Below are 23895 nucleotides of genomic sequence, written 5' to 3'. Positions count from 1 at the left end.
CGGACACGAAGGTCTTGGCCTCGTCGGCAGTTTTGGCGAGCCGGACGCCGCCCTTCTCTCCCGCCTCGGGCTCCTTGAACGTGCCCTTGCCGCGGCCGCCCGCATGGATCTGCGACTTCACCACCCAGACCGGGCCGCCGAGGCCGCCGATCGCCGCGTCGGCGTCCGCCGCGGTCAGGATCGGGAAGCCGGTCGGGACAGGAACGCCGAAGGTCCGCAGCAGGGCCTTGGCCTGGTACTCATGGATGTTCATTGAAATGTCCCTGAGGCCTGAGTGAGGGCGCCCCGCCGAACTGCGTGGCCGCTCCACGCCGCCCGCGCACGGCCTTGCGGCGACGCTGGACGACCAAGCGGTCCACGCCGTTGGCCGCCGTGGCCAGGATGGCGTGCGCCAGAAGAAGAAACGCGGTCAGCGACGCGCCCATGACGATCGGCGGCAGGACCCCGTTCACGACGCGGTCGGACGCCGCGCCCGGCCCGAAGGCGGAGGCGAGCGCGGCCAGCGCGAACAGCGGCCCAAGAAAGCCGCCCGCCAGCGCGGCGGCCCAGTCGATCACGCGACGGACCGGTCCCGAGCCCGGGTTCGGTGCGTCCGGCCAGTCCTTCAGGCCGTCGGCCACGTCGGACAGGTCCAGCTCGTCCATCGCAGCTCCCGTCGGCGCCTTCCGGCCGCATGACGTCCGCTCCCGTGTCGGCTTAAGCCCCGGCCCGCCTACTTCCCGAGGTTCGGCGCGATCTGCTTGCAGGCCTCGATCAGGCCCTTCACGGCCCCGACCGACTTGTCGAAGCCCGCCTTCTCATCGCCCCGCAGTTCAATCTCGACGATCCTCTCGACGCCGCCCGCGCCGATCACGACGGGAACGCCGACGTAGATGCCGTCCACGCCGTACTGGCCCGTGAGGTAGGCGGCGCAGGGCAGCACGCGCTTCTTGTCCTTGAGATAGCTCTCCGCCATGGCGATGGCCGAGGCGGCCGGGGCGTAGAAGGCCGAGCCGGTCTTCAGCAGGCCGACGATCTCGGCGCCGCCGTCCCGGGTGCGCTGGATGATCTGGTCGAGGCGCTCCTGGGTCGTCCAGCCCATCGCCACGAGGTCCGGCAGCGGGATGCCGGCGACGGTAGAGTAGCGCGCGAGCGGGACCATGGTGTCGCCGTGGCCGCCCAGCACGAAAGCGGTGACGTCTTCGACCGAGACCTTGAACTCGTCGGCCAGGAAGTAGCGGAAACGCGCCGAGTCGAGCACGCCGGCCATGCCGACGACCTTCTCCGGCGACAGGCCCGACGCCTGCTGCAGCGCCCACACCATGGCGTCGAGAGGATTGGTGATGCAGATCACGAAGGCGTCCGGCGCGTACTTCGCGATGCCGGCTCCGACCTGTTCCATGACCTTGAGGTTGATGCCGATCAGGTCGTCGCGGCTCATGCCGGGCTTGCGCGGCACGCCGGCGGTGACGATCACGACGTCAGCGCCCGCGATGCCTTCGTAGGCCGAGACGCCGGACAGGGCAGCGTCGAAGCCGTCGACCGGGGAGCTCTGGGCGATGTCGAGCGCCTTACCCTGGGGAACGCCGTCGACGATGTCGAACAGCACCACGTCGCCGAGTTCCTTGAGACCGACGAGATGGGCGAGCGTGCCGCCGATCTGGCCGGAACCCACGAGTGCGATCTTGCTGCGCGCCATGTCTGTCAGTTCCTCTTTGGTCGTACGACCTGCCGAAAGGGCGAGGCATTTTGCCGCTTATGCGCGGCGGCCCTTCGACTATCGCGATTGAGCAATCCGTTCAAGTGATCGGACCTGTGAATTGTGCGCTGCGATCTCGCATTGCGAGGTCGAGCAGAGGGTAAGGCGGGCTCAGGTTTCGACCAGCCCCGCGGCGCTTCCGCTCGCCGCGCTGTCGGGCCGTCCGTGAGGACGATCGAGCCACGCGTCGGAGCGCATTTCGACGAGGCGCGAGGCCGTCCGGGCGAAGCCGAAGGTTTCGTAACCCTGCGTCCCGCGCCAGAGGTCGTCCGGCTCCGCCTCGGCCGAAGCGACCAGCTTGACGTGATGCTCGTAGAGCGCGTCGACCAGCGTCATGAAGCGGCGCGCCTCGTTGCGGCGCTCCTCGTCCAATCTCGGCACCCGATCGAGCACAAGCGTGTGATAGCGGCGCGCGATCGCGATGTAGTCGGCGGCGCCGAGCGGCTTCGCGCAGAGATCGTCGAAGCTCGCCCGCGCGACGCCGCTCGCCGCCCGCGGCAGCGCCACGTGGCGGCCCTGCACGTCCAGCGCGGCCGGCGCGCCGTCGGAGCCCGCGAGAGCGCGGAACGCCTGGTCGAGAGCCGCCTCCGCGGCGGCGTCCGCCGGCGTGTGCCAGACGCCCGTGTCGCCGAGCTTCTCGCGGCGGAAGTCCGTGGGCGAGGCCAGCTTCACGACCTCCATCCGCTGCTCGAGCATCTTGATGAAGGGCGTGAACAGGGAGCGGTTGAGGCCGTCCTTGTACAGCTCCTGAGGCGGCACGTTGGATGTCGCGACCACCGTGACGCCTGCGGCGAACAGGCGCTCGAACAGCCGCGCCAGGATCATGGCGTCGGCGATGTCGGTGACGTGGAACTCGTCGAAGCAGAGCAGCGTCGCTTCCGCCGCCAGCGCCTCGCCCACCTGCGGGATGACGTCTCCCGCCGCCCCTCTGCCGGCCTTCGCCTCAGCGCGGGCCGCATGGATCCGCGCGTGGACGTCGATCATGAAGTCATGGAAATGCGCGCGCCGCTTTTTCGCGACCGGGACCGACTCGAAGAACAGGTCCATCAGCCGCGTCTTGCCGCGCCCAACGTCGCCCCAGACGTAGAGTCCCCGCAGCGGTTCGGCGGCGCGCTTGGCGAACAGCCAGCCGAGGGCGCCCGACTTGCCGCGCCCGCGGTCCCGCAGCGCTTGGTCAAGCTCGCCCAGGCGACGCACCACCGCCTCCTGAGCGGGATCGCGATCGAGCGCGCCCGATCGGACGAGCGCTTCGTAGCGCTGTGTGGTGGTTTCGGTCATCGCAGGGACGCGACGCCTCGCGAGGTGGCGGAGCGCGGACAGGGGCCGCGGTCCGGGAGGGATGACCGTCGCTTAGCAGACGATCGGAGACCCGTCATGCGGTCCGATCGTGGGACAGACCTTCGTCGTGCGCGCATCACATCTGCGGGGGCGCGGAACGCGGCCGGCGACGGAGGCGTTTTTCAGAGGCTAGGCGCGGCTTCACCCCCGCCTTCGGCAACCCCACGGGAAGGAGTCCTCGCGTGCGCATCGCACTCTGTCTCGCCCTCGGTTTGCTCGCAGCCGGCGTCGCCGCCGCGGACGCTGGCCAGACCAAATCCCACGCTCGCCGCGAGGCGCGCATCTACGACCGCGCGCCGGACGACGCCTGGCAGCCTTTCGGCGGCGTTCGGGAGCGGCGGACCTACGCGCCGGACACGCCCTACGGCCCGCGCTACCAGACCCAGGAGCAGGAGCAGCAGTCGATGTATGACTTCTCCACGGGCAAGCGCGGCAACATGCGGGAGTACTGGTGGCGTTATTGACGATCGGCTCAGCGGAACGCCTCGTCCACCGTCGGCCGCAGGCCGTTGACCAAGGCGTTGGTCTTGTTCGCGAGAGCGATCACTGACAGCAGCTCGGCGAGGCCGGCGTCGTCCAGCCCCTTGGCGCGGGCGCCCGCGGTGTGCGAGCGGATGCAGTACTCGCAGCCGTTGGTCACCGAGACGGCGATGTAGACGAGTTCCTTGGTCAGCGGGTTCAACGCGCCCTCGCCCATCACCGCCTTGACCTCGGTCCAGGTGCGCTCCAGCGCCGCCGGGTCGTTCGCGAGCGCACGCCAAAAGTTGTTGACGAGGTCGGTCTTGCGAACCGCACGGATGTCGTCGAACACCGCGCGCACGCGTGGGTCGGCCAGAGTGTCGTCGACGAGCGGAAGGAGAGGACGGGGATCCGACATTGCAGTCTCCTGAGCATGGGGCCGTGGACCATTCCGCCCCGCGCGGCGAACCGCAACCCTGCGCTTGGCGGTGGTCCGCCAGCGCGGAAACTCGTATCTGAGGCGTCGCGACGCCGCCCGTTCTGCGACGAGGCCGGAGACCCCAATGCCCCTGACGCTCTGGTGCGTGCTGATCGCAGGACTGCTGCCGATCCTTACCGTCGGCCTCGCCAAATGGAGCGACCGTGGCTTCGACAACGCCAACCCGCGTCGTTGGGCGGACGGCCTGACCGGCTGGCGCAAGCGCGCCGTGGCCGCCCAGCAGAACGGCTTCGAGGTCTTCCCGCTGTTCGCCACAGCGGCGCTGGTCGCCGTCACGCAGGACGGGAATCCGGTCACGGCGAACGCCCTCGCGGTCGCCTTCGTCCTGCTGCGCGTCGTCTACGTCGTCTGCTATCTCGCCGACCGGCCGACGCTGCGCTCCGGCGTGTGGAGCCTCAGCTTCCTCGCGACCGTCGCGCTGTTCACGTCACCGGCGTGGAGCTGAACTACTCGGCGACGAGCGTCACCCCGAGTTCGGAGGCCTTGGCGTGGACGTCGCTTTGCGAGCGACGCAGCCGCATGGCGATGACGCTCGCGGGCACCTTCTCGCGGGCGAGCGCCTGAAGATCTTGCACGTTCTCCACCGTCCACGGACGGTCCTGGTCGACAACGTCGTTCATCGCAACCTCCCTGACACGCGTTGATCGTTCGATCGACGTGGGTCGGAGGCAGACGCCTTTCGAGCGCTAGGCACGCCTAAAATTCAGGCGGATTCGACGATATCCGTCGGCACCGTTCGCCGGATCCAGAACGGAACTGCGACGCCCGCGATATAGAACATCAGGAAGAACGTCGCGGCGTTGCGGATCGGTGCAGCCCAGAACGCACGCGATTCCCGCAGGGGCGGGCTATCGCCGGCTAGGCGCGCGCGGGCGAGCTCCGCATCTCTCGCCGCTGTCCTGATCTCGATCCCGCCCAGCGCTGAAAGCAAACGCCAATCGAGCGAGGCGAACGCGCCGCCGACGACCGTGACAGGGATGCCTTCGGCCTCAAGCGCCGACTGCGTGACCGCGGCGGCGGGATAGCCGTAACAGACCGCCACGGTGACCAGGGCGTCGGAAGCCACAGGCCGCCGCCTGACCAGCCTCAGAACTGCCGCGCGACCATCATGCCCTTGATCTCGGCGATCGCCTTTGCCGGGTTGAGACCCTTCGGGCAGGCTTTGGCGCAGTTCATGATGGTGTGGCAGCGGTAGAGCTTGAACGGGTCTTCGAGGTCGTCCAGCCGTTCGCCGGTCGCCTCGTCGCGGCTGTCGATCAGCCAGCGGTAGGCCTGCAGCAAGGCGGCGGGGCCGAGGTACCGATCGCCGTTCCACCAGTAGCTCGGGCACGAGGTCGAGCAGCAGGCGCAGAGAATGCACTCGTAGAGGCCGTCGAGCTTCTCGCGGTCTTCGCGGGACTGCTTCCACTCGTCGCCCGGCGCGCGGGTGTCGGTCTTCAGCCAGGGCTCGACCGAGGCGTGCTGGGCGTAGAACTGGGTGAGGTCCGGCACGAGATCCTTCACCACCGGCATGTGCGGCAGCGGGTAGATCTTCACCGTCCCGCCCGAGGCGCAATCGTCCATGCCCTTGGTGCAGGCGAGCGTGTTGGTCCCGTCGATGTTCATCGCGCAGGAGCCGCAAATGCCTTCGCGGCACGAGCGGCGGAAGGTCAGCGTCGAGTCGATCTTGGACTTGATGTAGATCAGGCCGTCGAGGACCATCGGGCCGCAGTCCTCGCGGTCGACGTAGAAGGTGTCGACGCGCGGATTCTGTCCGTCCTCCGGGTTCCAGCGGTAGACCTTGAATTCCGTCGTGGTCTTCGCCCCGGCCGGCTTCGGCCAGGACTTGCCGCCGACGATGCGGGAGTTCTTGGGCAGGTTGAGCTGAACCACGACTGTTCCTATTTATTACCGCTAAGACCAGCGCTCTAATTCGCTATCGAGCGACTTTACTATTTCCGATACGCGTGTGAGTAGTTCATAATCATCCAGGTCGTAAATAATCTTGTCGGCTGTTGTCGGCGTCGGTGTGCCGTCCTCACCAAGAACGAAAATCTCATTCCGCGCTTGATGAGAGAGGTAAGGCCGAGCATTAACTAGCATTCGATAGATCGTCTGCCCGACGGCTTCGTTCGATTGCTTTGCGGTCAGCTTAGAATTTTGATTGCATTCAGTTGTTTCGCCATCGAAGCCAGCTGCTTGGAAGCAAGGGTTTGCCTCATAGAGAGCCTTAAGAATACCAGAACGGAGCTCCACCAACTTAGATAATCGCTCTTGATTATATCGAGCTTCCCGCTCCAATTCCTGAACGCGAATTTGGCCGCGGTACGCAAAGCCGGCGGAAGCTAAGGCGACGAGAACGCTGAGGACGGCGATTGCGCGTTCCCAGGTCATCGCCGATCTCCAGGCTCTTAGTACACCCGCGCCTTGGGCTCGATGTACTGGATGTCGTTGGTCATCGTGTAGGTGTGGACCGGCCGGTAATCGAGCGAGACCTGCCGTTTCGCGACGTCCGCCCAGGCGAGCGTGTGCTTCATCCACTCCTTGTCGTCGCGATCCGGGAAGTCCTCGCGGGCGTGGGCGCCGCGGCTCTCCTTGCGGTTGACCGCGCTGTCCATGGTGACGACGGCCTGGGCGATCAGGTTGTCAAACTCGAGCGTCTCGATCAGGTCCGAGTTCCAGACCAGCGAACGGTCGGCGATCCGCACGTCCTCCGCGCCGGACCAGACCTCGTGGATGAGGCCATGGCCTTCCTGCAGCACCTCGCCGGTGCGGAACACCGCGCAGTTGGACTGCATGACCTTCTGCATCCGAAGACGAAGCTCAGCCGTGGACGTGCCGCCGGAGGCGTTGCGCAGGCGGTCGAGCCGGGCGATCGCGGGCTCGGAATAGGCGGCCTGCGGCTCGCGGTGGGTCGCGTTCGGCTCCATGGTCGCGGCGCAGCGGTCGGCGGCGGCGCGGCCGAACACCACGAGATCGATCAGCGAGTTCGAGCCCAGGCGGTTGGCGCCGTGCACCGACACGCAGGCGGCCTCGCCCAGCGCCATCAGCCCACGGACCACCGTGTCGGGGTCGCCGTTCGACTTGGTCAGCACCTCGCCGTGAAAGTTCGTGGGGATGCCGCCCATGTTGTAGTGCACGGTCGGCAGCACCGGGATCGGCTCCTTGGTGAGGTCCACGCCCGCGAACACCTTCGCGCTCTCGGAGATGCCCGGCAGCCGCTCGTGCAGGATCTTCGGGTCGAGGTGGTCGAGGTGGAGGTAGATGTGGTCCTTGTTCTTGCCGACGCCGCGGCCTTCGCGGATCTCCACCGTCATCGAACGGGAGACCACGTCGCGGGAGGCGAGGTCCTTCGCGGAGGGCGCGTAGCGCTCCATGAAGCGCTCACCCTCGGAGTTCGTGAGATAGCCGCCCTCGCCGCGGGCGCCTTCGGTGATCAGGCAGCCCGCGCCGTAGATGCCGGTCGGGTGGAACTGCACGAACTCCATGTCCTGCAGCGGCAGGCCAGCGCGCAGCACCATGGCGTTGCCGTCGCCGGTGCAGGTGTGGGCCGAGGTCGCCGAGAAGTAGGCGCGGCCGTAGCCGCCGGTCGCGAGGATGGTCTTGTGGCTGCGGAAGCGGTGCAGCGTGCCGTCGTCCATCTTGAGAGCGATGACGCCGACGCAGGCGCCCTCGTCGTCCATCATCAGGTCGATGGCGAAGTATTCGATGAAAAACTCGGCCTTGGCCTTCAGCGCCGCGCCGTAGAGCGTGTGCAGGATGGCGTGGCCGGTGCGATCGGCCGCGGCGCAGGTGCGCTGGGCGGTCCCCTTGCCGTAATGGGTCGTCATGCCGCCGAACGGGCGCTGGTAGATCTTGCCTTCCTCCGTGCGGGAGAACGGCACGCCCCAATGCTCGAGCTCGTAGACGGCGGCCGGCGCATTGCGCACGAGGTACTCGATCGCGTCCTGGTCGCCGAGCCAGTCGGAGCCCTTGACGGTGTCGTACATGTGAAAGCGCCAGTCGTCCTCGCCCATGTTGCCGAGCGCGGCCGAGATGCCGCCCTGCGCCGCGACCGTGTGGCTGCGTGTCGGAAACACCTTCGTGATGCAGGCGGTTTTCAGGCCGGCTTCCGAGCAACCGACGACGGCGCGCAGGCCCGCGCCGCCGGCGCCGACGACGACCACGTCGAAGGCGTGGTCGATGAAGGGATAGGCGCGGCCGTTGAGGCCAGGAGCGCCGTTTGGCTTCGCGGCGTCGGCCATGGCGTCAGACTCCGAAACTGATCTTCAGAAGCGCGAACACCGCCGACAGGCCGACGACGATCGCAAAGAAGGTGTTGCCCATCAGCAGAAGCAGCTTGGGCAGCTCCGCATGGACGTAATCCTCGATGATCACCTGCATGCCGATACGCATGTGGACCACGACCGAGATCACGAACAGCAGCATCAGGATCGCGACGATCGGGTTCGACAGGGTCGCGACGACGCTCGCGTGGCTGTCGCCGGCGAGCGACACCAGCACCCCGACGAAGACCGTCGACAGCACGAGGTTCGAGACGGCGGTCAGCCGCTGGAGCCAAAAATGGTCGGTGCCGGAGCCGGCGGCGCCGAGTCCGCGGACCTGGCCGAGAGGGGTGCGCATGAATGCCTCCTTCAGCCCGTCGCGCCGTGGGTCGCGTAGACGACGACCCAGATCAGGACGGTGAGAGCGATCGAGCCAATCAGGCCGCCCTTGATCAGCCGCTCTCGGCTTTGGTGATCGAAGCCGCGGCCGGTGTCCCAGATCAGGTGCCGGACGCCGCCGAGGGCGTGATGAATGAGCGCCCAGGTGTAGCCGAACAGCACGAGCTGGCCGAGGATCGACCCGTAGATCGACTGGGCAGTCTCGAAAGCCGAAGGTCCCGACGCCGCTGCGACCAGCCAGATCACCAGCAGGAGGGACCCGACATAGAGCGCCGCCCCCGTGATGCGATGCACGATGGACATCATCATCGAGAGCATCGGACGGTAGATCTGGAGGTGCGGGGACAGCGGCCGGCTTGAACCGGCGTTCGACGACGCCATCGCTTTTGGACCTCTTCGAAGTATGCGCCGGATGGGGTTAGCGGACGCTGCGCTGCAGCGCAATGTCGCAGACCCCCCTCTGAGACGAATATCTGAGACGCGCAGATCACGGAGCTGAGCGTCGAAGCTGCTTAGGCGGACGTCTCTCGCCGCCGGCCATCGGATCGCCACTCCCGCCGCCAACTGACTGAGCCAGCTTGCGATTTGGAGCCGCGATTACAGGCCGCAAGGGGTTTAGACATAAGAACTATGCGGCATAACGCCGCTAGGTGTTTTACCTGTCTGGCACGACGGGGGTCAAGCAGGCATTGTGTTCGAAAGATCAGCCGCGCTTTGTGCGGTCGCTAACGTCGGGACGCCAGATGTCATCTTCCCCCGTGGCAGCAGCCCTCCCCGCCCAGCCGCGCCGCCGCGCGCCTCGTCTGGCGGGCGACGCCCGACGCGCGCAAATCGTCGCCGCCGCGTGCACCTTCTTCGCCGACAACGGCTTCAGCGGCCCCACCCGGGATCTCGCCGCGTCGATCGGCGTGACGCAGGCGCTGCTCTATCGCTACTTCGACCGCAAGACCGACCTGATCGACGCCGTGTTCGCCGAGGTGTTCCGCGACCACTGGGCCGAAGGCGCGCTCGAGACGCTCAAGATGACGGCGAACCTGCCGATGGTCGAGCGGACGTCCGCGGTCTACGAAGGCATGGTGTCGCGCATGACCTGCACGGCGACCCGCCTGCTGTTCCGCGCCGGCCTCGACAATTATCCCGGCCCGATCTTCGCCAGCGCCAACCGCTGCTGGCCGATCTGGACCGCGATGCTCGACGAATGGCGCCGCGAAGAGGGTCTGCCGCCGCTGGCGAAGCGACCCATGCTCGAGGGCGAGCGCGCGCTGATGCTCTCGTTCCACAACGCCATGGTGATGATCCGCGTGCGCGAGCACGTGTTCCACGCCCAGCGCGTACTCTCGGACGCGGAGGAGATCCGGCAGGTGGCGGAGACCCACGACGCCGGCATTCGCGACGTGCTTCGCAAGCTGCACGACGCCGACGCGCAGGACGCGCGCAGCCTGCCTGCGACCTTAGAGACACAGGCGGCCGCGTAAGGCTTCAGCCGGCGACCGAGCGCGCCGGCGCGGTCGTCTCGACGCCGGCTTCGCCGGCGGACGGCGGGGGGGCCGCCAGAACGGCCGCCGAGCTCACCGGGACCATCATCCGCGCAGCCTTCGGCAGCGTCTCGTAAACCACCGGCATGGTCTCGCGGGTCAGCTCGCCGTCGGTCGCGACCCAGGCGCGGCGGCGCCACGACTTCGTCACCTCGACCTTGCGCGCGCGGAACGACTCGATCAGCGGGTTGGTCCGCCACCCGCCCGCCACGACGTCGAGGCCGAGCCGCAGCCGCTCCTTCATCGTTCCGGAATGGGCGACGATGATCTCCAGCTCGCCTGCGTCGAGCCGCGGCCTCCGCCAGGCGCCGTCGCCGAACGCATTGTTGGTGACGAGCACCGCGGTCGCGTCCACCTTGATCGGCGCGCCGTCGATGACGAGCGTGTAGCGCGAGCGGCCGGAGCGGAAGAACGCCCGCAGGGCGGCCAGGCTGAAGCCGGCGTAGCGGCCGAAGCCCTTCAGCCCCCGGGCCGCCTCGCGCGCCCGGGCCATCTGCGCGAAGAACCCGAGACCGGAGATCGAGTGGAACGGCCGCCCGTTGATGGAGGCGAGATCGATCATCTGAGGCTCGGAGCGGGCCAGCGCGGAGATCGCCTCCTCCACCTGTTGCGGCACGCCGAGGTCGCGGGCCAGCAGGTTCATCGTGCCGAACGGGAGGACGCCGAAGGTCTTGCCCGACGAGATCAGCTTCCGCAGCGAACGTGACAGCGAGCCGTCGCCCCCGCCGACGATGATCTCGTCGTGAGTGTCGGCGGCGTTGAGTTCGTCCAGCACGCGGCCGAGGTCGCGCGGCGGGATCAGGCGCACGTCGACGTCCTTGCCGGCGGCGGCGAAGGCCTTGCGCACCCGCTCCGCGGCGTCCGCGCCGTCGCCGTCGCCCGCAAGGTCCTTCAGCGTTCCCGCGCGCGGGTTGAGCAGCACGAGGCAGCGGGCCATCGGCGTCGGTCCTTCGATGGGTTCGATGAGGCGGCGAAATCTCCGCGCTATATAGGCGCGACCTCTCCCGTGGATATGGGCGCCGGCGCCTCCCAGCCAAGCGCGGCGAAGGTCGCCGCCATGTGCGGCGGCAGCGGCGCCTCGACCACCACCGGCGGCAACTTCTCGCGCATCGGGATCGACAGCGCGCGAGCGTGGAGATGGAGCGCCGCGCCGCCGGCCGCCTCCGCCCCGTAGATCGGGTCGCCCAGAAGCGGCAGGCCGATGTGGGCGGCGTGCACCCGGATCTGGTGGGTGCGGCCGGTGAGCGGCGAGAAGGCGACCCATGCCAAGCCCGCGCCGCGGGCCATCACCTTCCATTCCGTGACGGACGGCTGTCCCGCGGGATCGACCGCCATCCACCAGCCCCGCTCGGGGCTGCGCTTGGCGAGCGGCGCGTCGATCCGGCCCTCGTCCGCCTCGGGCGCGCCGCGCACCACAGCCCAGTAGGTCTTCGCCACCCGGCCGTTGGAGAACAGTTTGCCAAGCCGGGCGAGCGCCTTGCGATGGCGGCCAAGAACGAGGCAGCCGCTGGTGTCCTTGTCGAGGCGGTGGGCGAGCGCGGGGTTGCGCGGCAGGCCGAAGCGCAGGGCGTCGAACATCTGCTCCAGATTCGCGCCGCCCTTCGGCCCGGCGTGCACCGGCAGGCCAGCCGGCTTATCGACGACGAGCATCAGCCCGTCCCTGTGCAGGACGCGGGCGGCGAGATCGTCCGGCGTGAAGTCGTTGATGTGACGCATTTGCGAAGCGCTGGGTCTCGGATCGGTATAGGCGACGGGCGAGGCCGCACTATGTCGGCGCTGATGAAGCTTGTCGCCACCGTCTTCGAAGTCGACCCCGAACACATATCCGCCTTCCGCGCCGCGGTTTTCGCGAGCGCGAACGAGGTCGAGCGCGCCGATCCAGCGTGCCGCGGGGTGGCGATCGCCGAGGACCCGGAGGCGCCGGGCTTTTTTCTGACTTCCGCGCTCTACGCCGACGACCAGGCGGCCGCCGCCCATGACCGGACCGCCGCCGGCCGCGCTTTCGAGGAGGCCGTGCGGCCCTTCGTCAAGTTGAAGCGCGTGCGGCTGTTCGATCTTGGCTAAGACGGCCGCTCCGTTCCTGGCTCCGGAGGCGTTGTGACCCTTCTCGTCGGCGACATCGGCGGCACCAACTCGCGCTTCGGGCTCGTGGCGGGAGGCGACCTTCGTCCCCACGGCGTTCTGACCATCCGGAACGACGATCATGCCTCGTTCGAGGAGGCCGTCGTCTCCTATCTCGACGCCGCGGCGGAGCGCCCGACGCGGGCGGCCTTCGCGCTCGCGGGACCGGTGGTCGGGCGGGTGTCGAGGCTCACCAACCGGGATTGGCCGATCGACGCCGACGCGCTCGAGGCGCGTCTTGGCCTGGACCACGTCGCCCTGCTCAACGATTTCGTGGCCCAGGCCTCCGCGCTCCCTCATTTCCAGATCGGCGAAACCACGGCGATCGGGGACGTGGCGCCCTCCGACGCGGCGTCGAAGGCCGCGCTCGGGCCTGGCACGGGGCTCGGCGTCGCGGGGCTGCTGCGCGCCGGCGGCGCGTGGCTCCCCGTTCCGAGCGAGGGCGGGCACATCGAACTCGCGACGGTCGACGCCCGCGAGTTCGCGATCTTCGACCGTGTCCGCCAGGGCTTCGGCCGCATTTCGGCCGAGCATGTTCTTTCCGGCCCCGGCCTGCGCCGGTTGCACGAGGCGCTGGCCGCCGTCGAAGGCGCCCCGGCGCCGGGCCTGGAGCCGGCGGAGATCGTCGCTCGGGCGGAGGCGGGAGACGCCCGGGCGGCGGAGGCGACCGCGCTGTTCCTGCGGCTGCTCGCCCGCTTCGCCGGCGACGTGGCGCTGACCTTCGGCGCGCAGGGCGGCGTCTATCTCTGCGGCGGGGTGGCGCCCAAGCTGCTCGGCCTGCTCGACGTCGCGGACTTTCGCGCCGCGTTCGAGGCGAAACGCCCCCACGAGGCGCTGATGCGCAGGACGGCCACCGTCGTCGTCACGAGCGAGATCGCCGGCCTGATCGGCTGCGCCGCCGCTGCAAGGGCGACCATCGGCGCCTGAAGCGGCGCCGTCGGCTGATGGTCAATGGCCGTTAATGCGCCCGGTAAAGACCGCCTTAACCTTCGTTAACCACAAGCAATGAACCGCACAAGTTCATCTAAAATTCGAGATGAATTTGATTGAAGCTTGATCATGGTTGTCGTAATTGTGATTTCAAGATGAAGCGGTGAAGAGACGGCGGACAGAGACCGCCCTTTTCAGACGATCATCACCGAAATTGCTTCGGCCACGCCATTCCCGGTCGAGGCAAGCGTACGAGGCGGCGTCGTCCTGCGACGCCGCCTCGCTGCGCTTTCGGCTCCCCCTGCCGCCCCCGCGGCGCGGCGCCTCAGGCCGCCGTCCAGCCGCCATCGATGGGCAGCGTCGCGCCGGTGATCTGCGAGGCCGCGTCCGAGCACAGAAACACCACGAAGGCCGCGACCTGCTCGACGGTGACGAACTGCTTCGTCGGCTGGGCGGCGAGCAGCACGTCGGTCTTGACCTGCTCCTCCGTCAGCCCGCGGGCCTTCATCGTGTCGGGGATCTGGCGCTCGACCAGCGGCGTCCAGACGTAGCCGGGGCAGATGGTGTTGGCCGTGATTCCCTGCTGAGCCACCTCGAGGGCGACCGACTTGGTGAACCCGGCGATCCCGTGCTTCGCGGCGACGTAAGCCGACTTGTAGGGCGAGGCGACCAGAGCGTGCGCCGAGCCGGTGTTGACGATCCGGCCCCAGCCCTTGCGCTTCATGCCCGGAAGCGCAGCCTTGGTGGCGTGGAACGCCGAGGACAGATTGATCGCGATGATCTGGTCCCATTTGTCCTCGGGGAACTCGTCCACCGCCGCCACGAACTGCACGCCGGCGTTGTTGACCAGGATGTCGACCCCGCCAAAACGGTCGTCCGCCGCCTTGACCATGGCGGCGATCGCCTTCGGGTCGCTCATGTCGGCGCCGTCGTAGACCGCGGTGACGCCGAACTCGGCCTCGATGGCGGAGCGGATCGCCTTGATCTCCCCCTTGTCGCCGAAGCCGTTGATCACGACGTTCGCTCCGGCCTGCGCAAGCCCCCGGGCGACCGCGAGCCCGATGCCGCTGGTGGAACCCGTGACGACGGCCGTCTTGCCCTTCAGCATGGCGCGCTCCTGATGCGTTCGCGGCTCGGACGAGCCGTCCTTGGACGGCGACAATCTGGAGCGCAGCCCCGGCCTTCGCAACGCGCCGTCACACGAACCATGCTATGAACCGACCGATGACGCAGGCTCACGCGACACACGACCACGCCCACGCCTTTGCGGGCCCCGACCATGACCACCACGCCTGCGCGCGCGACGTGATCGCCCGCGCCGAGAGGCTGTGCGCAGCCCGGGGGGCCCGGCTCACCGAGATCCGCCGGCGCGTGCTGGAGGCGCTGGCCGCCGACCATGCGCCCGCCGGCGCCTATGAGGTGATCGAGCGGCTCGCGAAAGACGGCGAGCGGCGGCCGGCGCCCATCACCGTCTACCGCGCGCTCGACTTCCTGCTCGCGCACGGCTTCGCCCACCGCATCGAAAGCCGCAACGCCTTCGTCGCCTGCAGCCACGACCACGGGCCGGACGCACGGCAGCCGGTGGTGTTTCTCATCTGCGAGCGCTGCGGCGCGGTCGGCGAGGCGGCGACGCCGAAGCTCGGAGCCGCGCTCGACGAACTGACCAGGGCCGCGGGCTTCCGTCCCCGCGCGCCGGTGATCGAGATCGCCGGCGACTGCGCCCACTGCCGCGCCGCCGAAGGGGCGCACGAGGATTAAGCGATGACCCGCCTGTCCGAACCCGCCCCGTCCGAGGGCCGCCTGTCCGAGCCTTGCCTGCCCGAGCCCGCCTCCTGTCCCTCCGCGCTGTCTCCGCGGCGGACCGCACGGGCGGTCGACGTGGGCGGCGTGACCGTCGGCGGCGGCGCTCCCATCGTTGTGCAGTCGATGACGAACACCGACACGGCGGACATCGAGGGCACCGTGCGCCAGGTGGCGGCGCTCGCGCGCGCGGGCTCCGAACTGGTCCGCATCACCGTCGACCGCGCCGAGGCCGCCGCCGCCGTCCCCCACATCCGCGACCGGCTGGCGGCCCGCGGGGTGAACGTGCCAATGGTGGGCGACTTCCATTACATCGGCCACACCCTGCTGGCGGAGCACCCCGCCTGCGCGGAGGCGCTCGCCAAATACCGCATCAACCCCGGCAATGTCGGCTTCGGCGCCAAGAAGGACCGGCACTTCGCCCAGATCATCGAAATCGCCGCGCGGAACGACAAGCCGGTGCGGATCGGCGGCAACTGGGGCTCGCTCGATGGCGAGCTCCTGACGCGGCTGATGGACGAGAACGCCGTCGCGCCCGCTCCGAAGGACGCCCGTGAGGTGACGCGCGAGGCGCTGATCCGCTCCGTGCTGCTCTCCGCCGCGCGCGCCGAGGAGCTCGGTCTGCCCCGCGAGAAGATCATTCTGTCGGCTAAGGTTTCGGCCGTGCAGGACCTGATCGCGGTATATCTCGAGCTGGCGCGCCGTGCGGACTACGCGCTGCACCTCGGGCTGACCGAGGCGGGCATGGGCTCGAAGGGGATCGTGGCCTCGTCCGCGGCGCTGGGCGTGCTGCTGCAGCAGGGCGTCGGCGACACGATCCGCGTTTCGCTGACGCCCGAACCCGGCGGCGACCGGACGACCGAGGTCAAGGTCGCGCAGGAGATCCTGCAGACCATGGGCTTCCGGACCTTCGTGCCGCTGGTCGCGGCCTGCCCCGGCTGCGGGCGGACCACCTCGACGGTGTTCCAGGAGCTCGCCCGCGACGTCCAGACCTACATCGTCGATCGCATGCCGGAGTGGAAGGCGCGCTACCCCGGCGCGGAGGCGCTGAACGTCGCGGTCATGGGCTGCATCGTGAACGGCCCCGGCGAGTCCAAGCACGCCGACATCGGCATCTCGCTGCCCGGCACCGGCGAGGCCCCGACCGCCCCGGTATTCGTCGACGGCAAGAAGGTCGCGACGCTGCGCGGCCCGAACCTGGTGCAGGACTTCAAGGAGATGGTCGAGGCCTACGTCGACCGCCGCTTCGGCGGCGCGGGACAGGGCGCGGCTGGCCAGGACGCCGCGGAGTAGGTTTCCGACTGCACGGTCCAAAACGAAACGCGGGAGATCCCTCCTCGCGCCGAAGGCGTGGGGAGGGTGGCCTCGGCGCCAGCCGAGGTCGGGTGGGGCCTTGGGCGTAGGGCGCGGCGACCGAAACGCGAGCGTCACGTCCTAAATCCACCCCACCCGGCCGGGCTTCGCCCGTCCACCCTCCCCTCCCGGGGGAGGGATCGCCCGCGCTTGTTCTGCGAGAGCTGAGAAGCCGGACGCGGGGATCCCTCCTCGCGCCGGAGGCGTGGGGAGGGTGGCCTCGGCGCCAGCCGAGGTCGGGTGGGGCTTTGGAGCGTAAGGCGCGGCGGCGTCGGCGAACTCAGTGCGGCGCCCCACCCCACCCGGCCGGGCTTCGCCCGTCCACCCTCCCTCCCGGGGGAGGGATCGCCCGCGCTTCAATTTTGAAGGCGCGGAGCCGGTACGAATTCCCTCACCCGATGTCGACGATCACCGGCACGTGGTCGGACGGGCGTTCCCAGCTGCGGGCGAAGCGCAGGGTCTCGACGCCGGTGGTGCGCCCGGCGACGTCGGCGCTCGCCCAGATGTGGTCGAGCCTGCGGCCGCGGTCGACCGCCTCCCAGTCGGCGGCGCGGTAGCTCCACCACGAATAGAGCTTTTCGGGATGCGGCACATGGGTCCGCACCGCGTCCACCCACCGGCCGGCCTCGCGCATGGCGTCGAGGCCCTCGGTTTCGATCGGCGTGTGGCTCACGATCTTGAGCAGCTGCTTGTGGTTCCAGACGTCGCTCGGGTCCGGCGCGATGTTGAGGTCGCCGACCATGATGCGACCGCCCGTGTCGGCGATCCGCGTCGACCAGTCGGTCAGCTCGGACAGGAACTGCAGCTTGTGGGCGAACTTCGGGTTGACGAGCGGGTCGGGCTCGTCGCCGCCGGCCGGCACATAGAAGTTGTGCACCGTGACGCCTTCGAGCGGACCGGCCGCGAAGGTCGTGGCCAGGTGCCGCGCATCGTCCTTGTCGGCGAACCGCTCACGCGCGGTCGTGACGAAGGGGAAGCGCGAGAATGTCGCGACCCCGTGGTAGCCCTTCTGGCCGTGCAGCGCGACGTGCTCGAAACCGAGCTTGCGCACGTCCGACATCGGAAACTTGTCGTCTGGGCACTTGGTCTCCTGCAGGCACAGCACGTCGATGCCGTGCTCGCGAACGAGCTTCTCGACGAGCCCGATGCGCAGGCGCACCGAGTTGATGTTCCAAGTGGCGAGGCGAAGCGGCATGGGCGGAGACAGGCGACCGATCGGAGGATTCGGCCGGCTTTAGGCCATCGCGCTCCGCGGCGCCAGCGACCTCGCCAAAAAGAAAGACGCCCAGCCTCGGGGGGAAGGCTGGGCGTCTCGCGCTTGAAGCGCTTTCGTCGGCATCGGGGGAAGACCGACGACGCGGGGTGCGGCTGCAGACGCGACGGGGGGACGCGGTCTGTGGCTCGTTCGCCTCGCTCGAGATCCGAGATGGGCCCGCCGAGCCATGGCGTCAAGGCCTGAATGCGTAAATCTACGTAGAAAAGATCGACGCGGGAAAAACCTACTTTGGCGGTCGCGCCACGCCCTGGCGGTTGATGCGGAAGATCCGCGGATCAGGCTTGGCGGAGGTGTCCACGTTCGACAGGGCGACCGAGGTCTCCATCCCCTGGGCGTCCGTCACCGTCCATTGCTGAAGCTGATAGTCGGCGCCGCCGAACATCAGCTGGAGCTGGGCCCTGCCGCCGATCGAGCGCTTCTCCTCAAGGATCACGGAGACGAGCTCCGGCTCCTGGAAGACGCCGAGCACGTTCGCGTCGCCGAGCAGATCTACTTTGCTCTGGAGCAGGAAGCGCAGGGGCGTCTGGCTCAGGGGGTACATGTCCTGGGTGTTGAGCCGGCGGTTGCGGACCACCACCGAGTTGCCGTCCGCGATGATTTCGAGCGGGCTCGGGGAGTCGTACTGGAAGCGGATCTTGCCCGGCCGGTCCATCCACAGCGTGCCGGTGGTGCGCTGGCCGTCCGGCCCGACCTGCACGAACTTCGCCGTCATCTGCTGCAGGGCGTTGAAATAGGTGTTCACGCGGGAGAGCGTCGCGCGCTGCGTCGAATCGAGCTTCGCCACCGGCACGCCGCGGTTCGCCGCCGCCAGCTGGGCGTCGGCGACGCCGGGCGGGGGCGAGACGTCCATCGGCGCCGCCTGCTGCTGGGCGAAGGCGGGGCCGGCGAAGGCGAGGCTGGCGAGCAACGTGGAGGCGAGAAGGCGAGTCATCTGCAGAGAGGGCCTCGTCATAGGGGGCGGCGCCCGGAGACTAGGGCGCGACGGTCGGTCGGTCGATGGTGCCTAGGACGCGTTCGTGGCGTTTTGAGGTTTCGCGACGCGCCGCCCGCGGGCATCCTCCGCCGGAACGCGTGAGGAGACGGCATGCTGCGGGGCCTGCGGATCGAGTGGAGCAAGGTCGAGGACCGCGGCGTCTACCCCTATGACATTCCCGCGCTCGCGCAGATCGAAGAGCTCGACCTCAGCGCTTCGATCACGATCCTCGTCGGCTCGAACGGGTCCGGCAAATCGACGCTGCTGGAGGCGATCGCGACGCAGCTCCGCTGCAATCCCGAGGGCGGCTCGTCGCACTACAACTTTGTGACCGAAGACACTCTTTCTCCGCTTCACCGGACGCTCCGCCTGATCCGTGGGGCGCCGACGCACAAAGACGCGTTCTTCTACCGCGCCGACACCTATTACAATCTGGCGACCGAGATGCGGCGCATCGGCGCCCGGATGGAATTCTACGGGGGCGACGACTTCCACGACATGTCGCACGGGCAGTCCGTGATTCAGCTGCTGCGCCACCGGTTCTCACCACGCGGGATCTACGTGATGGACGAGCCGGAGGCCGCGCTCGCGCCCGAGACCCAGTTCGAAGCGATCGCCGCGATCGCCGAGCTCGCCCGCCGCGGGGCGCAGTTCGTGCTCGCGACGCACTCGCCGCTGCTGATGGCGCTTCCCGGCGCGGCCCTCTACGAGCTCACCGAACGCGGCCTCGAGCGCCGCGCCTACCACGAGCTGGGCCACGTCCGGCTCTACAAGCGCTTTCTGGCGGACCCCGCGAGCGTGGTGGCTCGACTCCTCGAGGACTGACCGCCCGTCAGGCCGCGTCGTCGTCGCGGTCGGCGCCCTCGAGCAGGATCTCGCGCTTGCCGGCGTGGTTCGCCGGGCCCACGACGCCTTCCTTCTCCATCCGCTCGACCAGCGAGGCCGCGCGGTTGTAGCCGATCTGCAGGCGGCGCTGGATGTACGAGGTCGAGCACTTCTTGTCGCGCAGCACCACCGCGACCGCCTGGTCGTAGACGTCCGCGCCCTCGTCCCCGAAGCCGCCCTTGTCGAACACCGCGCCGTCGTCGCCGGCCTCGCCCGCCTCGTCGTCCTCGGTGATGACGGCGTCGAGGTAGTCGGGCTGCCCCTGCGCCTTCAGATGCGCCACGATGTCCTCGACCTCCTCGTCGGAGCAGAACGGTCCGTGGACGCGGGAGATGCGGCCGCCGCCGGCCATGTGCAGCATGTCGCCCTGGCCGAGCAGCTGCTCCGCGCCCATCTCGCCGAGGATCGTGCGGCTGTCGATCTTGGACGTGACCTGGAAGGAGATCCGGGTCGGGAAGTTCGCCTTAATCGTGCCGGTGATGACGTCGACCGAAGGACGCTGCGTCGCCATCACGATGTGGATGCCGGCCGCGCGCGCCATCTGCGCCAGACGCTGGATCGCGCCCTCGATCTCCTTGCCGGCGACCATCATCAGGTCCGCCATCTCGTCGACGATGACGACGATGTAGGGGAGCTTGCCGAGCTCCATGATCTCCTGCTCGTAGACCGCCTCGCCGGTCTCCTTGTCGAAGCCGGTCTGCACCGTGCGGGTGATCGCCTCGCCCTTCTCGACCGCCTGCGCCACGCGGGCGTTGAAGCCGTCGATGTTGCGGACGCCGAGCTTCGACATCTTGCGGTAGCGGTCCTCCATCTCCCGGACCGCCCATTTCAGCGCGACCACCGCCTTCTTCGGGTCGGTGACGACGGGCGTCAGAAGGTGCGGAATGCCGTCGTAGATCGAGAGCTCCAGCATCTTGGGGTCGATCATGATCAGGCGGCACTCCTCCGGCTTCAGCCGGTAGAGCAGCGACAGGATCATGGTGTTGATCGCGACGGACTTGCCGGAGCCGGTGGTGCCGGCGATCAGCAGGTGCGGCATGCGCGCGAGCTCGGCGATCACCGGCTCGCCGCCGATCGTCTTGCCGAGGCAGAGCGGCAACCGCATCTTGGCCTTCTCAAAGTCGGCGGAGGCCAGCAGTTCGCGCAGGTAGACGGTCTCGCGGCGCGCGTTCGGCAACTCGATGCCGATGGCGTTGCGGCCGGGAATGACGGCGACGCGGGCCGCGACCGCGCTCATGGAGCGGGCGATGTCCTCGGCGAGGCTGATGACGCGGCTCGACTTCACGCCGGGCGCGGGCTCCAGCTCATAGAGCGTCACCACGGGGCCGGGCTTGACGTTGATGATGGCGCCGCGGACGCCGTAGTCCTGCAGCACCGCCTCCAGCATGCGCGCGTTCTGCTCCAGCGCCTCGTGGCTGACCTGGGGAGCGATCGTGCGCTTGGGCTCGGCCAGCAGCGAGAGCGGCGGCAGCTCGTAGCCGTCGCGGTCGAGCAGCGAGGGCTGCGCCTCGCGCGCCAGACGGCGGCCAGGCTTGGGCGCGGCCGGGGGCGCGGCGACCCGGCCTATCGGCCGATCTCCAGCCGCAAGCTGCAGCGGGGCGCCGCCCAGAACGGAGGGGGTCTCGCGGCGCAGCGGCGGCTCGCGACGCTCTTCGCCCACGCCGAAGCCGGGCTCGCGCCGCAGCGGAGCGCCGAGGTCCTCGTCGTCGCGGGAGGCGCGCTCGAGGATGCGGGACAGCGCGCGGTCGTCGTCGCGCTCTCCGCCCCGGCGGGAGAAGGCGCGCCCGGCGGCGGCCTTCGCCGACAGCGCCCAGTGGGTGAGCAGGCCGAGCGAGATCAGGCGGCGGTCGTCGTCGTCCTCGTAAGGATCGGCTTCGGCCTCCGGCGCGGCCGACGTGCGCTCGGCCGTCATGCGCGGCTCGGCGCGGGCGGCCGACAGCGGCGGCGCGGCGCGGGCCGGCTCGTCGGCCTCGGCGCGGCGGAACGTCGGCGTGGCCCCGATCGCGAGCGCGAAGGCCACCGCGCCGCCGCCGGCGAGCGCCGCAGCTACGCCGGCGCGGATGGCGCCGCTGGCGATCCCCAGGGCGTCCGCGGTCATGAGGACGAGATCGCCGAGCACGCCGCCGAGGCCGGTCGGCAGAGGCCAGGACGGCGTCGCCGGCAGCAGCCCGGCGCCTCCCGCGATCAGCGTCGCGGCGAGCGGCCAGGCAAGAAGCTTGATCTTCTCGCGCTCGACCGCGCGGTGGGTCAGCAGACGCCAGCCCCAGATGGCGACGGGGAGCACAAAGACTGCGGCGGCGAGGCCGAAGGTCTGCGTCAGAAGGTCGGCGACCACCGCCCCGAGCGGGCCAAGCGCGTTGTGGACCGGACCGTTGGTGGCGTGGCTGAAGCTCGGGTCCTGCACCGACCAGGTCGCGAGGGCGACGGCGGCGAGCGCGCCGAGCGCGACCAGGGCCAGCCCGCCGAGCTCCGTCGCCCGCTTCAGCAGCGTGTCGCGCAGGCTGTCCGGCAGCAGAGCGACCGACTGGAAGCCGCGCGAGCGGGAGCGGACGGCCCGCACCTCAGGACGCCTCGGCCGCGCGGCCGGACTTCCGACGCGACATGCCCCTGCGGACGGCTTCGCCACCCGCGATTTCGTCCTTGCAACGCACCTGCATGAACGACGCGACCCTTCTGAACGCTTGACCGACATGTGGTCGATCGTTTCTCAGAGTCTTAGCCCGAGACGGTTAAGAGGGCCTTACCCCGCGGCCTCAGACGGCGCCAAGACACCTCTCTCCGCGCGCTGATGCGGCGCTCCACGAACGCAAAAGGCCCCGGCTTGCGCCGGGGCCTTTCGAGGTTTGGGATCGACGGCCGCACGACCGCGGCCGGAGATCTCAGAGGTTGTAGGCGCGCTCGCCGTGCTCGGTGACGTCGAGGCCTTCGCGCTCCTTGTCCTCGGTCACGCGGAGACCGATGACCACGTCGACGATCTTGTAGATGATGAACGAGCCGATGCCCGACCACAGGATCGTGACGCCGACGCCCTTGAGCTGGGCGATCACCTGCGTGGCCAGGTCGTAGGCGCCCGCGGTGCCGGCGCCGTTGTCGAGCGTGTAATCCACCACGCCCGCGCCGCCGAGGGCCGGGTTGACCAGGATGCCGGTGGCGATGGCGCCCAGGATGCCGCCGACGCAATGGACGCCGAAGACGTCCAGCGAGTCGTCGTAGCCGAGGGCGTTCTTCACGCTGGTGCAGGCGATGAAGCAGACCACGCCGGCGCCGAGGCCGAGGACGATCGAGCCCATCGGGCCGGCGAAACCGGCGGCCGGGGTGACCGCGACGAGGCCGGCGACGGCGCCGGAGGCCAGACCGAGCATGCTCGGGTGACCCTTGGCCATCCACTCCACGAACATCCAGGCGAGAGCCGCTGCGGCGGTCGCGAGGAAGGTGTTGATCATGGCGAGAGCGGCGTAGCCGTTGGCCTCGAGGTTGGAGCCGGCGTTGAAGCCGAACCAGCCGACCCACAGCAGGCCGGCGCCGACCAGGGTGAGGGTGAGGGAGTGGGGCGCCATCAGCTCCTTGCCGTAGCCGATGCGCTTGCCGAGGACGAGCGCGCCGACGAGGGCGGTGATGCCGGCGTTGATGTGCACGACGGTGCCGCCGGCGAAGTCGATCGCGCCGAAGCTCCAGATCAGACCCGCGGTAGCGACGGTCTCTTCAGCCGGATGAGTCGCGGCGAACTCCGGACCGCCCCAGAACCACACCATGTGGGCCATCGGGAAGTAGATGAACGTGACCCAGAGGACCGTGAACAGCAGCAGCGCCGAGAACTTGATGCGCTCGGCGAAGGCGCCGACGATCAGGGCCGGCGTGATCGCGGCGAAGGTCATCTGGAAGCAGACGAACACCAGCTCGGGGATCACGACGCCGCGCGAGAAGCTCTCGACCACGGTGGTGACGTCGACGCCCGCAAGGAAGGCCTTCGAGAAGCCGCCGACGAAGGGGTTGAGCGAGCCGCCGTCGGTGAAGGCGAGCGAGTAGCCGTAGACGACCCAGATGATCATCACGAGGCAGGAGATCGCCATCACCTGCATGAGCACCGACAGCATGTTCTTGGTGCGGACGAGGCCGCCGTAGAACAGCGCGAGGCCGGGAACGGTCATCAGCAGCACGAGGATGGTGGACAGCAGCATCCAAGTGGTGTCGCCCTTGTTGGGCACGGGGGCGGCCGGAGCGGCGGCGGCCGCGGGCGCGGCCGCGTCCTGCGCGTAGGCCGCGGTCGCGAGCATCAGGCCGGCCGTCAAAGCCGGGGCTCCCCAGCGGAGCACGGAACTCAGTTTCATCGAGTGAACTCCCGAAG

General features: G+C 69.0%; 27 protein-coding genes. 8 read left to right on the top strand and 19 right to left on the bottom strand.

Annotated features, from left to right (window positions below; genetic code table 11):
* The 4 genes from METY_RS19170 to zapE all read right to left on the bottom strand — a co-directional run.
* The coding region (locus METY_RS19170) for an ATP-grasp domain-containing protein (protein WP_346433163.1) at window positions 1–253 on the bottom strand (253 nt) is incomplete at its 3' end.
* Window positions 240–644, bottom strand: a complete 405-nt coding sequence (locus METY_RS19165; RefSeq protein ID WP_103122990.1) for a hypothetical protein — start codon at window positions 642–644, stop codon at window positions 240–242. The genes METY_RS19170 and METY_RS19165, both read right to left, overlap by 14 nt.
* Before the next feature lie 68 nt (window positions 645–712).
* A complete protein-coding gene (gene mdh / locus METY_RS19160; RefSeq protein WP_103122989.1) occupies window positions 713–1678 on the bottom strand; it encodes a malate dehydrogenase in 966 nt (321 codons plus the stop codon).
* Between the two features lie 171 nt (window positions 1679–1849).
* Window positions 1850–3016: a cell division protein ZapE gene (gene zapE, locus METY_RS19155; protein WP_103122988.1), complete on the bottom strand. Its 1167-nt coding sequence runs from the start codon at window positions 3014–3016 to the stop codon at window positions 1850–1852.
* Window positions 3017–3258: 242 nt separating this feature from the next.
* On the opposite strand from zapE, the gene METY_RS19150 reads away from it, so the two are divergent.
* Window positions 3259–3540, top strand: a complete 282-nt coding sequence (locus METY_RS19150; RefSeq protein WP_103122987.1) for a hypothetical protein — start codon at window positions 3259–3261, stop codon at window positions 3538–3540.
* 8 nt (window positions 3541–3548) lie between these two features.
* On the opposite strand, the gene METY_RS19145 is transcribed toward METY_RS19150, so the two are convergent.
* Entirely contained in the window at window positions 3549–3953 is a 405-nt protein-coding gene (locus METY_RS19145) for a carboxymuconolactone decarboxylase family protein (protein WP_103122986.1), read from the bottom strand.
* Window positions 3954–4098: 145 nt separating this feature from the next.
* Between METY_RS19145 and METY_RS19140 the strand changes: the two genes are divergently transcribed.
* Window positions 4099–4479: an MAPEG family protein gene (locus METY_RS19140; RefSeq protein ID WP_103122985.1), complete on the top strand. Its 381-nt coding sequence runs from the start codon at window positions 4099–4101 to the stop codon at window positions 4477–4479.
* 1 nt (window position 4480) lies between these two features.
* Here the strand turns inward: METY_RS19140 and METY_RS21280 are convergent, their stop codons facing one another.
* From METY_RS21280 to sdhC, 7 genes are all read right to left on the bottom strand, one after another.
* Complete coding sequence (locus METY_RS21280; RefSeq protein ID WP_200819740.1) at window positions 4481–4654, bottom strand: hypothetical protein; 174 nt, start codon at window positions 4652–4654, stop codon at window positions 4481–4483.
* Window positions 4655–4737: 83 nt separating this feature from the next.
* Entirely contained in the window at window positions 4738–5100 is a 363-nt protein-coding gene (locus METY_RS19135; RefSeq protein WP_103122984.1) for a hypothetical protein, read from the bottom strand.
* Window positions 5101–5120: 20 nt separating this feature from the next.
* The gene (locus tag METY_RS19130; protein WP_103122983.1) at window positions 5121–5906 is read right to left on the bottom strand and encodes a succinate dehydrogenase iron-sulfur subunit; all 786 of its coding nucleotides are present in this window, start codon (window positions 5904–5906) and stop codon (window positions 5121–5123) included.
* A gap of 21 nt (window positions 5907–5927) precedes the next feature.
* A complete protein-coding gene (locus tag METY_RS20935; protein WP_146035764.1) occupies window positions 5928–6407 on the bottom strand; it encodes a hypothetical protein in 480 nt (159 codons plus the stop codon).
* A 17-nt stretch (window positions 6408–6424) separates the two neighbouring features.
* Window positions 6425–8257: a succinate dehydrogenase flavoprotein subunit gene (gene sdhA, locus METY_RS19125; RefSeq protein ID WP_103122982.1), complete on the bottom strand. Its 1833-nt coding sequence runs from the start codon at window positions 8255–8257 to the stop codon at window positions 6425–6427.
* A gap of 4 nt (window positions 8258–8261) precedes the next feature.
* Window positions 8262–8636, bottom strand: coding sequence for a succinate dehydrogenase, hydrophobic membrane anchor protein (sdhD, locus tag METY_RS19120; protein ID WP_103122981.1), 375 nt, complete (start codon window positions 8634–8636; stop codon window positions 8262–8264).
* Window positions 8637–8647: 11 nt separating this feature from the next.
* On the bottom strand, window positions 8648–9058 hold the full coding sequence (sdhC, locus tag METY_RS19115; RefSeq protein WP_103122980.1) for a succinate dehydrogenase, cytochrome b556 subunit: 411 nt from the start codon (window positions 9056–9058) through the stop codon (window positions 8648–8650).
* 377 nt (window positions 9059–9435) lie between these two features.
* Between sdhC and METY_RS19110 the strand changes: the two genes are divergently transcribed.
* Entirely contained in the window at window positions 9436–10152 is a 717-nt protein-coding gene (locus METY_RS19110; RefSeq protein WP_244593742.1) for a TetR/AcrR family transcriptional regulator, read from the top strand.
* A gap of 4 nt (window positions 10153–10156) precedes the next feature.
* Here the strand turns inward: METY_RS19110 and METY_RS19105 are convergent, their stop codons facing one another.
* On the bottom strand, window positions 10157–11149 hold the full coding sequence (locus METY_RS19105; RefSeq protein ID WP_103122978.1) for a diacylglycerol/lipid kinase family protein: 993 nt from the start codon (window positions 11147–11149) through the stop codon (window positions 10157–10159).
* Window positions 11150–11196: 47 nt separating this feature from the next.
* A complete protein-coding gene (locus tag METY_RS19100; protein WP_103122977.1) occupies window positions 11197–11928 on the bottom strand; it encodes an RluA family pseudouridine synthase in 732 nt (243 codons plus the stop codon).
* 51 nt (window positions 11929–11979) lie between these two features.
* On the opposite strand from METY_RS19100, the gene METY_RS19095 reads away from it, so the two are divergent.
* Both METY_RS19095 and glk read left to right on the top strand, forming a co-directional pair.
* Window positions 11980–12276: an antibiotic biosynthesis monooxygenase gene (locus METY_RS19095; protein ID WP_103122976.1), complete on the top strand. Its 297-nt coding sequence runs from the start codon at window positions 11980–11982 to the stop codon at window positions 12274–12276.
* Between the two features lie 33 nt (window positions 12277–12309).
* The gene (glk, locus tag METY_RS19090; protein WP_103122975.1) at window positions 12310–13260 is read left to right on the top strand and encodes a glucokinase; all 951 of its coding nucleotides are present in this window, start codon (window positions 12310–12312) and stop codon (window positions 13258–13260) included.
* Between the two features lie 328 nt (window positions 13261–13588).
* Here glk and METY_RS19085 read toward each other — a convergent pair whose 3' ends face one another.
* Entirely contained in the window at window positions 13589–14371 is a 783-nt protein-coding gene (locus METY_RS19085) for a 3-hydroxybutyrate dehydrogenase (RefSeq protein WP_103122996.1), read from the bottom strand.
* A gap of 116 nt (window positions 14372–14487) precedes the next feature.
* On the opposite strand from METY_RS19085, the gene METY_RS19080 reads away from it, so the two are divergent.
* Window positions 14488–15021, top strand: a complete 534-nt coding sequence (locus METY_RS19080; protein WP_244593741.1) for a Fur family transcriptional regulator — start codon at window positions 14488–14490, stop codon at window positions 15019–15021.
* 3 nt (window positions 15022–15024) lie between these two features.
* On the top strand, window positions 15025–16356 hold the full coding sequence (gene ispG / locus METY_RS19075; protein WP_103122973.1) for a flavodoxin-dependent (E)-4-hydroxy-3-methylbut-2-enyl-diphosphate synthase: 1332 nt from the start codon (window positions 15025–15027) through the stop codon (window positions 16354–16356).
* 451 nt (window positions 16357–16807) lie between these two features.
* On the opposite strand, the gene METY_RS19070 is transcribed toward ispG, so the two are convergent.
* Together METY_RS19070 and METY_RS19065 are read right to left on the bottom strand one after the other, a co-directional pair.
* Window positions 16808–17611, bottom strand: coding sequence for an exodeoxyribonuclease III (locus METY_RS19070; protein WP_103122972.1), 804 nt, complete (start codon window positions 17609–17611; stop codon window positions 16808–16810).
* A 304-nt stretch (window positions 17612–17915) separates the two neighbouring features.
* A complete protein-coding gene (locus METY_RS19065; RefSeq protein ID WP_103122971.1) occupies window positions 17916–18623 on the bottom strand; it encodes an outer-membrane lipoprotein carrier protein LolA in 708 nt (235 codons plus the stop codon).
* Between the two features lie 153 nt (window positions 18624–18776).
* Between METY_RS19065 and METY_RS19060 the strand changes: the two genes are divergently transcribed.
* A complete protein-coding gene (locus tag METY_RS19060; RefSeq protein WP_103122970.1) occupies window positions 18777–19490 on the top strand; it encodes an AAA family ATPase in 714 nt (237 codons plus the stop codon).
* A 7-nt stretch (window positions 19491–19497) separates the two neighbouring features.
* On the opposite strand, the gene METY_RS19055 is transcribed toward METY_RS19060, so the two are convergent.
* A complete protein-coding gene (locus METY_RS19055) occupies window positions 19498–22110 on the bottom strand; it encodes a DNA translocase FtsK (RefSeq protein WP_103122969.1) in 2613 nt (870 codons plus the stop codon).
* Window positions 22111–22429: 319 nt separating this feature from the next.
* Complete coding sequence (locus METY_RS19050; RefSeq protein ID WP_103122968.1) at window positions 22430–23878, bottom strand: ammonium transporter; 1449 nt, start codon at window positions 23876–23878, stop codon at window positions 22430–22432.
* Window positions 23879–23895: the final 17 nt, after the last annotated feature.

This window comes from Methylopila sp. Yamaguchi (assembly GCF_002897035.1).
Lineage (GTDB): Bacteria > Pseudomonadota > Alphaproteobacteria > Rhizobiales > Methylopilaceae > Methylopila.
This window is presented reverse-complemented; position numbering and strand designations above follow the sequence as displayed.

What these genes read in the sequence shown, in the direction of transcription:
- METY_RS19165 (WP_103122990.1), bottom strand. Translation starts at nt 644, where the DNA reads ATGGACGAGCTGGACCTGTCCGACGTGGCCGACGGCCTGAAGGACTGG.
- mdh (WP_103122989.1), bottom strand. Translation starts at nt 1,678, where the DNA reads ATGGCGCGCAGCAAGATCGCACTCGTGGGTTCCGGCCAGATCGGCGGC.
- zapE (WP_103122988.1), bottom strand. Translation starts at nt 3,016, where the DNA reads ATGACCGAAACCACCACACAGCGCTACGAAGCGCTCGTCCGATCGGGC.
- METY_RS19145 (WP_103122986.1), bottom strand. Translation starts at nt 3,953, where the DNA reads ATGTCGGATCCCCGTCCTCTCCTTCCGCTCGTCGACGACACTCTGGCC.
- METY_RS19140 (WP_103122985.1), top strand. Translation starts at nt 4,099, where the DNA reads ATGCCCCTGACGCTCTGGTGCGTGCTGATCGCAGGACTGCTGCCGATC.
- METY_RS21280 (WP_200819740.1), bottom strand. Translation starts at nt 4,654, where the DNA reads ATGAACGACGTTGTCGACCAGGACCGTCCGTGGACGGTGGAGAACGTG.
- METY_RS20935 (WP_146035764.1), bottom strand. Translation starts at nt 6,407, where the DNA reads ATGACCTGGGAACGCGCAATCGCCGTCCTCAGCGTTCTCGTCGCCTTA.
- sdhA (WP_103122982.1), bottom strand. Translation starts at nt 8,257, where the DNA reads ATGGCCGACGCCGCGAAGCCAAACGGCGCTCCTGGCCTCAACGGCCGC.
- sdhD (WP_103122981.1), bottom strand. Translation starts at nt 8,636, where the DNA reads ATGCGCACCCCTCTCGGCCAGGTCCGCGGACTCGGCGCCGCCGGCTCC.
- sdhC (WP_103122980.1), bottom strand. Translation starts at nt 9,058, where the DNA reads ATGGCGTCGTCGAACGCCGGTTCAAGCCGGCCGCTGTCCCCGCACCTC.
- METY_RS19105 (WP_103122978.1), bottom strand. Translation starts at nt 11,149, where the DNA reads ATGGCCCGCTGCCTCGTGCTGCTCAACCCGCGCGCGGGAACGCTGAAG.
- METY_RS19100 (WP_103122977.1), bottom strand. Translation starts at nt 11,928, where the DNA reads ATGCGTCACATCAACGACTTCACGCCGGACGATCTCGCCGCCCGCGTC.
- METY_RS19095 (WP_103122976.1), top strand. Translation starts at nt 11,980, where the DNA reads ATGTCGGCGCTGATGAAGCTTGTCGCCACCGTCTTCGAAGTCGACCCC.
- METY_RS19085 (WP_103122996.1), bottom strand. Translation starts at nt 14,371, where the DNA reads ATGCTGAAGGGCAAGACGGCCGTCGTCACGGGTTCCACCAGCGGCATC.
- METY_RS19080 (WP_244593741.1), top strand. Translation starts at nt 14,488, where the DNA reads ATGACGCAGGCTCACGCGACACACGACCACGCCCACGCCTTTGCGGGC.
- ispG (WP_103122973.1), top strand. Translation starts at nt 15,025, where the DNA reads ATGACCCGCCTGTCCGAACCCGCCCCGTCCGAGGGCCGCCTGTCCGAG.
- METY_RS19070 (WP_103122972.1), bottom strand. Translation starts at nt 17,611, where the DNA reads ATGCCGCTTCGCCTCGCCACTTGGAACATCAACTCGGTGCGCCTGCGC.
- METY_RS19065 (WP_103122971.1), bottom strand. Translation starts at nt 18,623, where the DNA reads ATGACTCGCCTTCTCGCCTCCACGTTGCTCGCCAGCCTCGCCTTCGCC.
- METY_RS19060 (WP_103122970.1), top strand. Translation starts at nt 18,777, where the DNA reads ATGCTGCGGGGCCTGCGGATCGAGTGGAGCAAGGTCGAGGACCGCGGC.
- METY_RS19050 (WP_103122968.1), bottom strand. Translation starts at nt 23,878, where the DNA reads ATGAAACTGAGTTCCGTGCTCCGCTGGGGAGCCCCGGCTTTGACGGCC.